Raw genomic sequence first — 12,686 nt, 5'->3', positions numbered from 1 at the left:
CCGTCAGGTCGCCCGAGGCTGCCCCAGCGGACTTCACCCGACGTGCTGCGGAACGTCTCGGCCAGCGTCCATTCCCTCACGCGCGCCACCTCTCTCGGTCGTGGCTTCGGTCAGGCGGTCCGTCCATCATCGAGGGCGGTGGCGTGCCGGGCCGGTACCCACACCGTCCACCCTCTCCGTCTCTCCCGTCCCGGCCCCGTCACCCGGAGCTGGACGGCACGTTCGACCGCGGCGACCAGGCCGGCGGTACGCAGCGCCGGGCGCCGGCCGGATCCATCGCCGCCTTCGCCGGTGCGCTGTTGACCGACCCGGACACCCGCCCGGACGCCCTGCTCGCCCGCATCGCCCGCATGGACCACAAGCACGTGGCCGTCGGCGTCACCGGTGACCGGTACGCGGCCGTGCACAAGTGCCTGCATGCCGGCATCGGCCTCACCTCGCGGGGGTGGACCAGCGGTGTGTACCACCAGTACACTCGCCGCGTGATCGCCTTCGTCAAGGCCACGGGGACCGCCCTGGTCGCCGTCCTGCTCTGCCAGCCGTGGTGGGCGCCGCAGTGGGGGCGCGGGCTGCTCGGGGAGGTCGGGGGGCTGGGCGCGCCCGCCGCGCTCGCCGTCGTGCTGGTCTTCTTCGGGCTGGTGGCCCTCTACTGCCGGGCGCTGCAGCGGATGCTGGCCTGCGTACGGCCCGGCGCCGCCGTGCGGAGTCCCGCGTCCGTGTGGTGGATGTTCGCGATCCCGTACAACTTCACCGAGGACTTCTTCATCGTGCACGCGGGCGCCAGGTCGCTGGCCGCCGACGGACGCACGGGCGCCCGGTTCGTCCGGCGGTGGGCGGTCCTGGGCCACGGCTGGTGCGCCTTCCAGGTCCTGTCCCTCTTCCCGGGCGCGGCCGGTCACGTGGGCGGGGCCGTCGCGGTTCCGCTGTGGGTGGCGCACTGGGGCATGACGGTTCGCGCCCGCCGGACGCTCGCGCCGGTCCCGCGGGTCGCCCCCTCCCCCACCGTCGACGGATAGGTACGCCCATGCCCCTGCCCCGGTTTCACCGGCTGCCTCCCGAGACGCAGGCCGCCCTCCTCGCCGTGGCCCGCGGGCACTTCGCCCGGGCCGGGAGGGACGCGGCCTCGTTCAACCGGATCATCGCCGACGCGGGCATCTCCAAGACGTCCGCCTACCACTACTTCGACGGCAAGGAGGACCTGTTCGAGGCGGTGGTCGGCGACGCCGTCCGCCGCACGCTCACCGCGCTCGGGCCGTGGACCGAGGTAGCCACGGCGGACGAGCTGTGGCGCCAACTGACGCAGGGAGCCACGCGGTTGGCGGAACATCTGCGCGCCCACCCCGAGGACCGGGCCGTCCTGGCCGCGGGCCGGGGCCTGGAGCACACCGACGCCTCCTGGGTCCACCGCCTCGTCGACAACGGCCTGCGCATCGGGGTGATCGATCCCGGGCCGAGCGCCGAGCTGGTCACCGTGGTGACGGTGGCCGTCTTCGCCGCCCTGGACGCCTGGGCACTCGCCCGGCCGGACGACGCGGACGACGGCGCGACGCGGGCCCTCACCACGTATCTGGCACGGCTGTGGCGTACGGTGCCGCCGCCCGCGGGCGAGGCCGGCACCACGGGGAGCGCTGCCGGTCCGCGGTGATCGCCACGTGGAGGGGCCCCGTCCGCCTCTTCCCCGTCCACCGCCAGGCACACGGCCGTGCCGCCCGGCCGCTTGGTGCGGCAACCGGGCACCGGATATGTCGACGCCGGATGCGGACACACCACGTCCCGCCGCCACCCGCCCCCCGAGCCGACTGATCGTCACATTGGATTGACAATCGTTTTCATCTGATGAATGCTGCTCACGCCCCGCGCCCCTCCGCACCGTCCTGCGGACGTGCGGCGCGGGGTCCGATACGTGAGCCCTGGGAGCAGCATGTCGATCTTCCGTAACCGTCGAGAGTTCCTCGCCCTGACCGGCGCCGCCGCGGGCGGTCTCGCCCTGACCGCGTGCGGCGGCGGCGCGGGCACCGGGGAGGGGGCCGCCGACGGCGGTAAGGGCGAGCCCCGGCGCGGCGGCCGGTTCCGGGCCCTGTTCACCGGCGGCGGCGAGCAGGAGACCATCGATCCGCACGCGGAGGCCCTGGCCGTCGACATGGCCCGCACCAAGGCCCTGTTCGACCGGCTCGTGGAGCTCGACGGGGGGATGAAGCCCGTGCCGCGCCTCGCCGAGAAGTGGGAGTCCAACGCCGACGCCACCGTGTGGCGCTTCACCCTGCGCAAGGCGCTGTTCCACGACGGGAAGGCGCTCACTCCCGAGGACGTCCTGTTCACCTTCGCCCGCATCCTCGACCCGAAGGCGACCAGCCACTTCGCGCAGGGGATGCTCTCCGTCATCGACCTCGGGAAGAGCCGCGCCGTCGGCGGGAACGTCGTCGAGGTGGCGTTGAGGCGACCCGCCGCCGAGTTCCCGGCGCTCCTCGGCACCCTGGGCACGGCCGTCGTCAGCACCCGGTACGCCGACCCGGCCAAGCCGGTGGGGACGGGGGCGTTCCGGCTGACGTCCTTCGAGGCCGGCCGGTCCTTCGCCGCCGCCCGCTTCGACGACCACTGGGACGGCGGCGCGTACGTCGACGAGCTGCGGATCCTCTCCGCCGACGCCGACGCCCGGGGCAACGCCCTGCGGGCCGGGGAGGCGGAGTTCGGCTACGAGATGACGCCCACCTTCGCCCGGACCGTCCAGGCCGACAAGGCCGTACGGATCCTGGCCGCCAAGGGCAGCACCGCCCACGCGATCGTGATGAAGTGCGACCAGGAGCCCTTCGACGACCCCGACGTCACCCTCGCCTTCAAGCTGCTCGCCGACCGCCGGAAGCTCGTCGACGTCGTCCTCGCCGGGCAGGGCGTCGTCGGCAACGACATGTTCGGCAAGGGCTACCAGTACTACCCCGAGGACGTCCCCCAGCGCACCCGCGACGTCGCCGAGGCGCGCGCCCTGCTGAAGAAGGCCGGCGCGCTCAACAGGACCCTGTCCGTCTACACCTCCTCGGTGGCCAACGGCTTCGTGGAGGCCGCCACGCTCTTCGCCGAGCAGGCCGCCGACGCCGGCCTGCGGGTGAAGGTGACCACCGGCCCTTCGGAGACGTACTTCAAGGACCAGCTCACCAAGGGCGTCATGGGCAGCCACCGCTCCGGCGCGATGACCATCCCCAACTACATCAACGACCGGCTGCTCAGCACGTCCGCGTTCAACGCCTCGGGGTGGCGCCGCAAGGACTTCGACGCGACCTTCGCCCGGGCCCAGTCGACCACCGACACCGCCGAGCGCACCGCGCTGTACGGCGGGTTGCAGCGGACCGTCCACGACGAGGGCGGCCTGCTCGTCTGGGGGCACCCGGACTGGCTGAACGCCGTCTCGTCCCGGGTCCGCGGCATGGAGGCGGCCCCGCCCAACACCCTGTACTCCGCCCGCTTCGACAAGGCCTGGCTGGCCTGACGATGCGTGGGTACGCATCGCAGCGCCTCGCCCTGGGAGTCGCCCAACTCGCGCTGCTGGCGGTGCTGGTCTTCGTCCTCACCGCCCTCCTGCCGGGTGACGCGGCCGACGTCCGCAACGACGAGGACGCCACCGACGCGCAGGTCGCGGCGCTGCGCGAGCAGTTGGGGCTGGACCGGCCCGCCGCGGAGCGGTTCGCCGACTGGGCGGCGGGACTGCTGACCGGTGACCTCGGCACCTCCCTGGTCAGCGGCGGCCCGGTGCGCGACATCCTCGCCGACACCGTGGGCACGACCCTGGTGCTCGGCGCGGTGACGCTCGCCGTGGTGCTGCCGCTGGCCCTGCTGCTCGGCACCCTGTCCGGGCTACGGGAGGGCGGACGCCTGGACCGGGCCGTCTCCTCGGTCACCCTGGCGCTCAACGCCGTACCGGACTTCGTGCTGGCGCTGCTGCTCGTCGCCGGCCTCTCCCTCAAGCTCGGCCTGCTCCCCGCCACCTGGGTGGGCGTCGGGACGGCGGACCTGTTCGCCGAGCCGGCGCTGCTGGTCCTGCCGGTCACCGTGGTGGCCGCCCGCATGGTGTGCCTGCTCTCCCGCCAGGTGCGCGCGGGCGTGGTCTCCGTGCTGGGCGCGGGGTACGTCGCCCAGGCCCGGCGCCTGGGCGTCCCGCGCCGGACACTGCTGCTGCGGCACCTCCTGCCCAACGCGGCGATCCCCGGCGTCCAGGAACTGGCGCGGGTGGGCGACAACCTCGTCGGCGGGGTGCTGATCGTCGAGGCGGTCTTCGCCGTGCCGGGGGTGGCCACCGCCCTCGTACGGGCGGTGGAGGCTCGGGACGTACCCACCGTGCAGGGCCTCGCCCTGGTCGTCGCGGTCGCGGCACTGCTGTTCAGCCTCGCGGCGGACCTCGTCTGCCACCGCCTCGTACCACGGACGGAGGTCCTGCGGTGAAACCGCTGAAGCGGCGGTCCCCCTCCGGCGCCCTCGGGGCGTCGGTCGGCGCCGCCCTCGTCGCCCTGCCCCTGGGGACGGCTGTCCTCGGGCCGCTGTTCGCCGACGTGCCCGCCGCCGGCCTCGCCGCGCCGTACGCCGGACGGGAGGCCGCGCACCTCCTCGGTACGGACGCGCTCGGCCGTGACGTGCTGGCCCTGCTGCTCCACGGGGGGCGCAGCGCGCTCGGCATGGCCCTGGGCGCGGTCGCCCTCGCCTACCTGGTGGGCGGGGCGGCCGGGCTGGTCGCGGCGTCGGCGCGCCGCCGGTGGCTGGACGAGCTGCTGATCCGGCCCCTCGACGTGCTGCTCCCGCTGCCCACGCTCCTGGTGATCAGCGTGGTAGCGGTGGGGTGGCGCGGCTCCCCGGTCGCCATCGCGCTCGCGGTCGCCGCCGTGAACGTCCCGCCCGTGGCCAGGCTGGTCAGGGCGGCGGCGCTGGACGCGGCGAGCGGTCCCGTCACCGAGGCGCTGCGGCTCCAGGGCGAGTCCTGGGTGCGCGTCCAGTGCGGCCACGTCGCGCGGTCGGTGCTCGCCCCGGTCGCCGCCGACATCGGCACCCGGGTCACCCTCGCGGTCTTCCTCGTCGGCTCGGCGAACTTCCTCGGCCTGGGGCTGGACCCGACGGCGCCCGACTGGGCGGTCAGCATCGCGCGCGGACGCGAGGGCCTGCTGCTCCAGCCGTGGGCCGTGCTGGCGCCGGCCGCGATGCTCGTCCTGTTCACCGTGGGTCTCAACCTGTTCGCCGACCGTCTGCTGGCCCGTTCCCGGCACCGTACGCAGGAGGCCGTCCGATGACCGCGCTCGTCACCGTCCGCGGGCTGACCGCACACGCCGGGAGTTCCGTCCTCCTCGACGGGGCCGACTTCGACCTGGCCGAGGGCCGTGTCACCGCGCTCGTCGGCCCGTCGGGCAGCGGCAAGACGACCGCCGCCCTGGCGCTGCTCGGCGAGGCGGGGCCGGGCGTCCGGCTGAGCGGCCGGGTCTCCGTCGGCGGCGTCACCGTCGTGGACGAGCGGGGCCCGACCGCGCAGGCGGCCTCGGTGCTCGGACGGGTCGTCGCATACATGCCGCAGCACCCGGGGAGCGCGCTGAACCCGGCGCGCCGCACGGGGTCCGTCCTCGGCGAGCTGGCGCGGCTGCACCGCCCGGAGACCGCGCCGCCCGTCGCGGTGGCCGAGGCTCTCCAGGCCGCCCAGCTCCCCCCGGACCGGGACCTCGTACGGCGCTTCCCGCACCAGTTCTCCGGGGGGCAGCGCCAGCGGGTGGCGCTCGCCCAGACCCTGGTGTGCCGGCCCCGCGTCCTCGTCCTCGACGAGCCGAGCACCGGGCTCGACACGGTGGCGCGGATGCGGCTGGCGGACGAACTGGCCTCACTCACCCGACGGGGCCTCGGGATCCTGCTGCTCAGCCACGACCACGACCTGGTACGGGCCCTCGCCGACCGGGTGGTCGTCCTGAGCCGGGGCCGGGTGACGGCCTCGGGCACCCCCGCCGAGGCCCTGCCGGCCCGGTCCCGGCCGGACACCGTGCGCCACGGCCCCACCGACCCCGACCGGCCTCCGGTGCTGGAGGTGCGCGGGCTCTCCGCGCACCTGCGCGGCCGCGGGCGCGACCCGGTCCTGCACGCGGTGGACCTGCGCCTGCCGGCCGGGGCCTGCGTGGGGGTCGCCGGGCTGTCCGGCAGCGGCAAGACGACCCTGGCCCGCTGCGTGGCCGGCCTCCACGAACGGCACCGCGGACAGGTGCTCCTGGACGGTGCGGCCCTGCCCGTGCTGCGGCGGCGCACCCGCGAGCAGAAGCGGCGCGTGCAGTACGTGTGGCAGGAGGTGCGCGGTTCGTTCGAGGAGCGGTACGCGATCGTCGAGCAGGTGGCCCGTACCGCCGTGCGCCTGCGCGGTCTGACGCCCGGTGACGCGCGCGCCGAGGCGCTGCGGCTGCTGGGCCGCCTGGGGCTCGACGCGGCGACCGGCGCGCGGCGCCCCGCCGGTCTGTCCGGCGGCGAGCTGCAGCGGGCCGCCCTGGCGCGGGCGGCCGTCGCGGCGCCCGACGTCCTGGTCTGCGACGAGATCACCACGGCCCTGGACCCGGCGGCGACCGGGGCCGTCCTCGCCGAACTCGCGCGGCTGCGGGACGAGCACGGCACCGCGCTGCTGTGGGTCAGCCACGACCTGGGGCTCCTCGCCGCCGTCGCCCACCACGTCATCGTCGTCGACGGCGGGCGCGTCGTCGAGTCCGGCGCACCCGCCGAGGTGTTGCGCGCGCCCCGGGCCGCGCCGACCCGGCGGTTGGTCGACGCCATGGACCTCGGCACCGGACGAGGGCGGGCGGACTCGGACGCGGCCGGCCCGGACCCGACCGGCGCGGACGCGGCCGGCTCGGACCCGACCGGCACGGGTCCGACCGGCACCGACGTGACCGATACCGGCCTGGCCGCACCGACCGCGTCCGGCGCCTGAGCACACCCGGCACACCCGGCGCGTCCGGCGCACCCGGTACCCACCGGCATCCCCGGCGCCACCGGCGCGGCCGGCACCCGAGCTTCCCACCCCGACGACCACGGAGGACCCATGACCGACCGGACCGCAACCGGCGCCGCAGCGTCCCAGGACGAGGCCCGCGCCCTGCTGGACTCGCTGCCCGACACGCTCCCCGGGGACGAGATACTCGCCCTGAACAGCGCCCAGTCCGACATCCACACCGAGCGGACGTACGACTACAACGGCTGGACGTTCACCCTGCCGCCGGGGGTCTTCCGGCCGGGCGACACCAGCCGCATCGTCCACGACCGCCTGCTGGACGGAACGATCCCCGTCAAGGGCCGCTCCTACGCGGCGATGGGCGTCGGCCTGGGCGTCGAGGCCGTGATCGCCGGCGCCCTGGGGGCGCGGGAGGTGTACGCGGTCGACGTCCACCCGGACAGCGTGGCCACCGCCGCCGCCCACTACGACCGGATCGTCGGCGACCGGTCGGACACCGTCTTCCGGCCGCTGGTGTCGAACCTCTTCGAGGAGTTCCCGCACTCCGCCCGGCTGGACGTCGTCACCTTCAACCCGCCCGCGGTCTCCCGGCGTACCAGCGACGACCCGACGGTGGTGCGGAACGTCTGCGTGGGCGCCGAGATCGTCCTGCGCTTCTTCGACCAGATCGTCACCCGCGACCTGCTGGCGCCGGACGGCGAGATCCACCTGATCGTCTCCAACACCGCCGAACTGAAGCGGATCGTCGGCCACGCCGTCGACGCGGGCTTCCGCCCCGCCGTGCTGCACCGCCAGACGTGGGAGGGCGACAACTGCCAGGCGTACCTGTTCAAGCTCATCCGGCACGACGCCGTCTGACGGGGAGGAGAAGGACATGCACGAGCACATAGCCGAGGCGGTCAAGGAACCGGACGTGGTGACGGTCCCGCCGGGAGCGGTCTGCCTGCGCTTCGAGACGATGAAGCTGTACTCGGCACTCGGCGCGGTGCGCCACCTGCTGGAGACCGGGCGGGTCAAGCCCGGTGACACGCTCGTCGACAGCTCCAGCGGCATCTACGCCCACGCGCTCGCCCTGGCCTGCCACCGGTACGGCCTGCACTGCCACATCGTCGGCTCGACCACGGTGGACCGCACCCTGCGCGTCCAGCTGGAGATCCTCGGCGCGACCCTCGAACAGGTCCGGCCCTCGAAGAACCTGCGCCTGGACCAGAACCTGCGCGTCGAGCGGATCGGCGAGCTGCTGCGCGAGAACCCGCACTACCACTGGATGCGCCAGTACCACGACGCCATCCACTACCTCGGGTACCGCGACGTCGCCGACCTGATCCGCAAGGAGGTCCCCGAAGGCCCCCTGTCGCTGGTGGGCGGCGTCGGGACCGGGGCGTCCACCGGCGCCATCGCCACCTACCTGCGGGAGGCGGGCCGTGACGTGACGCTCGTCGGCGTGCAGCCGTTCGGCAGCGTCACCTTCGGCGCGGAGCACGTCTCCGACCCCGACATGATCATCGCCGGCATCGGCAGCTCCATCCCCTTCCACAACGTCCGGCACGACCTGTACGACCGCGTCCACTGGGTCAACTTCGACTACGCCATGTCCGGCGCCGTGGAACTCCTGCGGGCCAGCGGCATCTTCGCCGGCCTGTCCGCCGGCGCCGCGTACCTCGCCACGCTGTGGGAGCGCGAGCGCGACACCGACCGGACGTACGTCTTCCTCGCCGCCGACACCGGGCACCGCTACGTCGACAGCGCCTACGCGAACCACACCGACGCCGTGGGGCTCGGATCGATGCGGCCCCACGAGGTGACGACGCAGGACCAGCTCAGGCACCCGTGGTCGGCGATGGACTGGCCGCCGGCCGACAGCGCCCTGCTGCGCGGCGCGTCGCCCGTCCTGGTGGCGGAGACGGCCTAGCGTGCGTCGCGGGGGCGGGGGCCGCCCGCTCCCCGCCACGCCCGCCCCCGCCCCGCCTCCCGCGCCTCGTGCCCGACCGGAAGGTGCCCCCATGTCCTCCTTCGACGAGCAGTCCGCCCGCGGTTTCGTCCTCCTGCCGCGGCTCGTCGGCCCCGCCGAGACGGCCCGTCTGGGGGAGGCCGCGGAATCCGTGCTCGCCCGCGTGACCGGGAGGGCGGCGGCCGGCCCCGCCGAGGTCACCGTGTGGCCCGACGGGCATCGGCTGGAGGAGGTGGACGGCACCACCGTCCACTGGGAGCCGGGGGCCCGTCCGCCCGTGGTCCGCAGCCTGTCGCCCGTCACCCACCTGGACCCGGCGCTCGACGCCCTGTGGGACGACGACCGGATCGCCGCGCCCATGCGGCGGATGGTCGGCAGCGCGCGGCTGGGCCGCTTCACGTCGAAGCTGAACTTCAAACGGGCGGGCGTCGGCTCGGAGTTCCGCTGGCACCAGGACCACCCGTACTGGTACTGCTTCGCGGGCCCGGACGCCCGGGACGTCGCCACCGCCGTGGTGTTCCTCGACGACGCCACGGTCGACAACGGCGCTATCCAGCTCGTCCCGGGCAGCCATCTGGCCGGGCCCGCGCCGCGTGACCGGTCCGAGCCCACCGGTCTCCTGGTCGACGCCGCGCGGACCGACGTGCGCGGCGCCCTGACCGTCGAGGCGCCGGCCGGGTCGGTGCTGATGTTCCCCGGCCTCGTCGTGCACCGCTCCGGGCCCAACCGGACGGCCGGGGACAGGCGTTCCCTGCTGCTCTGCTTCCAACCGGCGGGGCGGCCGGAGCTGTCCCGTCTCCCCTACCGCGCCGAACGACTGGCCGACCTGCCCTGACCACTCCCCTCCCCCGCACCACACCCCGTACGGCCTTCTGGTGCCGCACCCCGCGAGGGCGCCCCCCGGGTGCCCCCACCACACCCGTGTCCGCACACACCCGAGAAGGAACCACCATGTCCACGACACAGCCCCACTCCGTACCCGAACTCCAGGAGGCCGTCCTGGACGGCGCCTACGGGCCGCTCCCCGGCGAGCTCGCCGTCACCAGCGCCTTCTGGCTCCACCACACCACCCGCCTCGCCGGCAGCCAGGTCACCTACCGCAACAGCTACCTGCTGATGCGGTCCGGCGACGCCTTCGGCGCCTGCTCCTTCGAAGCGGGCGAAGTCACCCCCGACTTCTGCGCCGACGCCTCCGGACACACCCTCGACACCCTCATCCGCCACGAGTCGGCGGCGGTGCGCGTCGCCGCGCTCGACGCCTACCTCGGCCGCGTACGGCCGCACCGCGACGCGGCGGAGGCCGAGACCGTCGTCCTGCCCACCGGAACGCCCGAGGAGCGCGCGCAGGCCAGGGACGCGGCCGTCGCCGGGCTCCTCGACATCGCGCCCGGCGCGAAGGTCGCGCTCATCGGCGTCGTCAACCCGCTCGTCGCCGCGATACGCGAGCAGGGCGGCGTCCCGCTGCCCTGCGACTTCAACCTGCGCACCACCAACTGGGGCGACCCCGTCACCGACGACATGGACCAGGTCCTGGACGCGGCCGACGCCGTGGTCGCCACCGGCATGACCCTCGGCAACGGCAGCTTCGACCGGATCCTCGAACACTGCCGCAAGCAGGAACTCCCCCTGGTGGTCTACGCCCAGACCGGCAGCGCCGTCGCCCGTGCCTTCCTCGGTGCCGGTGTGACCGCGCTGTCCGCCGAGCCGTTCCCGTTCTCCCAGTTCAGCGCCGACGCGACCGCGCTCTACCGGTACCGGGTGGGGCAGGCGTGAGCAGCGAGACCAAGGGCCCCGCCGCCGCGACCACGGGCCAGGAGGCGTCAGGTCCGCAGGCCGCGGGCCCCGAGGCCGCCGACCCGAAGGCCGCGCCGGCCGTCCCCGGCGACCTGCGGATGGCCCGCCTCCTGTGGCCGTTCATGCTGGCCTCCGCGGTGGGCCTGGTGCCCTTCACCATCTACAGCACCTTCCTGGTCCCGATCGCCGACGAGTCGGGGGGCGGCGTCGCGGCCCTGGGCCAGCTGCGCGGCCTCGGCGGCCTGGCCGCCCTCGCCGTGGGTACCGCGCTGGCCCCGCTGATCGACCGCGTCCGCCGCGAGTGGGCGGCCGCGGGCGGCCTGGCCGTGCTCGCCCTCTCGGCGGCACTCGGGGCCGGCGCCGACCTCCTGCTGCTGGCCGCGTTCTGCCTCCTCGTCGGCGCGGGTACGGCCGTCCTCAACCCGGCGCTCACCGCGGCCGCCGCCGACCGCTTCGACAACGACGCCGCCGCGGGCCGCGCGGCCACGCTCATCACCGCCACCCAGTCACTGACCGCGCTCCTCGCGGCGCCGCTCGTGGCGCTGCCGGCGCTGCTGTGGGGCTGGCGGGGCGACCTGTGGGCCGTCGCGGCGCTCTGCTCCGTACTGGCCCTGTACTTCCTGCTGCGGGGCCGGCGGAAGACCGACCCGGATGCGGGAGGGGGAGCCGAGACCACCGACAAGGTCGAACGGCCCGGCTACCTGGAGTCGTTCCGGCTCCTGGGCGCCCTGCCGGGCGTGGTGCCGCTGGTACTGGTCGCCATGCTGCGCACGGCCGCGTTCATGGGGTACCTCGCCTACCTCGCCGCCTTCTACGACGAGCGGTTCGGGCTCGCGCCGGGGCCGTTCGCGCTGGTGTGGACGCTCAGCGGCACGTCGTTCTTCCTCGGGAACCTGTTCGCCGGCCGGCTGCTGAGCACGGAGCGGGCGAGGGTCTCCGGGGAACGGCTGATGACGGTGGGGCTGGTGGTGGCGCTGGCCGCGCTGGTGGGCGTCTTCTTCACCCGGTCGCTCTGGCTGGCCCTGCCGCTCACGGCGCTCGTCGGTGTCGGGCACGCCACCGTCGCGGCGTGCGTCACCACCCTGCTCGTACGGCGCTGCGGCTCCCTGCGGGGCACGGCGCTGAGCCTCAACGCCGCCGGGATGAGCTTCGGGGTCTTCGTCGGCGCGGGACTCGGCGGCGTGGGCCTGGCCCTCGGCGGCTTCCCGGGCACGGCGGCCGTCCTCGGCGGCCTGACGCTCGTGGCGCTCGTCCTCGCCCGTGTCGTCGCCCGGTCCCCCGCCCCGCCCGGGGACTGAGCCGGCACCGACCGGGTGCGCGCGCGGCGCGTGGTCACCTTCGTGGCCCGGGGCCCACGGGGACTTGTCCCCGTGGGCCCCGGGCCGCACCGCACTGGCACAGCGTTCTGCGAGGAGTCGGCCGTGAGCGCCACAGCAACGAGGACGAACGGGACGAACCGGCGCATGACCCGTCAGCGCGCCGCCGTGGCGAAGGCGCTGGCCGAACGCGGCGAGTTCGTCTCGGCCCAGGAACTGCACGGGGTGATGGGCGAGTCGGGCGTCCACGTGGGCCTCACCACCGTGTACCGCGCGCTGCAGGACCTGGAGCGCGCCGGCGGCGCGGACGCCGTGCGCGACGAGGTGGGCGAGCGGCTCTACCGACACCGCCCCGGGGCCGGTCACCGCCACTACCTCATCTGCCGCCGCTGCCGCCGTGACGAGCCCCTGGACACGGAGGTCATCGAGGAGTGGGTCGCCGCCGTCGTACGGTCGCGGGGTTTCGCCGATGTCGAGCACACCCTGGAACTCACCGGGGTCTGCGCCGACTGCCGCGGCGGCGCGGAGCACGGCGGAGGGCACCCCGCTCGGCGGTAGGCGCCGACACCTCGTGCGGGCCCTTCGCCCGGGCGGCGGGGCGCAGCACGGGAGGGGCCCGCCGACACCGGCTCCGCCGGGCCGCCACGACGCCGGTAGGCGCCGCGGCAATACGCGG

General features: G+C 74.9%; 11 protein-coding genes and 1 pseudogene. All 12 read left to right on the top strand.

What is annotated here, in order from left to right; all coding sequences use genetic code 11:
- Positions 1-209: 209 nt before the first annotated feature.
- Positions 210-416 (top strand): annotated as a pseudogene (locus tag LPA54_RS22765) (hemin transporter); the annotation flags it as partial.
- A gap of 608 nt (positions 417-1,024) precedes the next feature.
- Complete coding sequence (locus LPA54_RS22760; protein ID WP_228980715.1) at positions 1,025-1,645, top strand: TetR/AcrR family transcriptional regulator; 621 nt, start codon at positions 1,025-1,027, stop codon at positions 1,643-1,645.
- Positions 1,646-1,921: 276 nt separating this feature from the next.
- Entirely contained in the window at positions 1,922-3,481 is a 1,560-nt protein-coding gene (locus LPA54_RS22755) for an ABC transporter substrate-binding protein (RefSeq protein WP_228980711.1), read from the top strand.
- A 2-nt stretch (positions 3,482-3,483) separates the two neighbouring features.
- A complete protein-coding gene (locus LPA54_RS22750; protein WP_228980709.1) occupies positions 3,484-4,431 on the top strand; it encodes an ABC transporter permease in 948 nt (315 codons plus the stop codon).
- The gene (locus LPA54_RS22745) at positions 4,428-5,267 is read left to right on the top strand and encodes an ABC transporter permease subunit (protein ID WP_308112889.1); all 840 of its coding nucleotides are present in this window, start codon (positions 4,428-4,430) and stop codon (positions 5,265-5,267) included. Before LPA54_RS22750 ends, LPA54_RS22745 begins: the two co-directional genes overlap by 4 nt.
- Complete coding sequence (locus LPA54_RS22740) at positions 5,264-6,928, top strand: ABC transporter ATP-binding protein (protein ID WP_228980707.1); 1,665 nt, start codon at positions 5,264-5,266, stop codon at positions 6,926-6,928. Before LPA54_RS22745 ends, LPA54_RS22740 begins: the two co-directional genes overlap by 4 nt.
- A gap of 111 nt (positions 6,929-7,039) precedes the next feature.
- Positions 7,040-7,807, top strand: a complete 768-nt coding sequence (locus LPA54_RS22735; protein ID WP_228980705.1) for a methyltransferase — start codon at positions 7,040-7,042, stop codon at positions 7,805-7,807.
- A gap of 16 nt (positions 7,808-7,823) precedes the next feature.
- On the top strand, positions 7,824-8,861 hold the full coding sequence (locus LPA54_RS22730) for a pyridoxal-phosphate dependent enzyme (protein WP_228980702.1): 1,038 nt from the start codon (positions 7,824-7,826) through the stop codon (positions 8,859-8,861).
- A gap of 91 nt (positions 8,862-8,952) precedes the next feature.
- Positions 8,953-9,735 (top strand): phytanoyl-CoA dioxygenase family protein, encoded by a 783-nt coding sequence (locus LPA54_RS22725; RefSeq protein WP_228980701.1) that lies wholly within the window; start codon positions 8,953-8,955, stop codon positions 9,733-9,735.
- A gap of 116 nt (positions 9,736-9,851) precedes the next feature.
- Entirely contained in the window at positions 9,852-10,673 is an 822-nt protein-coding gene (locus tag LPA54_RS22720; protein ID WP_228980697.1) for a DUF364 domain-containing protein, read from the top strand.
- Positions 10,670-11,992, top strand: coding sequence for an MFS transporter (locus LPA54_RS22715; protein ID WP_228980696.1), 1,323 nt, complete (start codon positions 10,670-10,672; stop codon positions 11,990-11,992). Before LPA54_RS22720 ends, LPA54_RS22715 begins: the two co-directional genes overlap by 4 nt.
- A gap of 123 nt (positions 11,993-12,115) precedes the next feature.
- Positions 12,116-12,568 (top strand): Fur family transcriptional regulator, encoded by a 453-nt coding sequence (locus LPA54_RS22710; RefSeq protein WP_228980694.1) that lies wholly within the window; start codon positions 12,116-12,118, stop codon positions 12,566-12,568.
- Positions 12,569-12,686: the final 118 nt, after the last annotated feature.

Source organism: Streptomyces sp. DH12 (assembly GCF_020873895.1).
In the GTDB taxonomy this organism is placed as follows: domain Bacteria; phylum Actinomycetota; class Actinomycetes; order Streptomycetales; family Streptomycetaceae; genus Streptomyces.
This window is presented reverse-complemented; position numbering and strand designations above follow the sequence as displayed.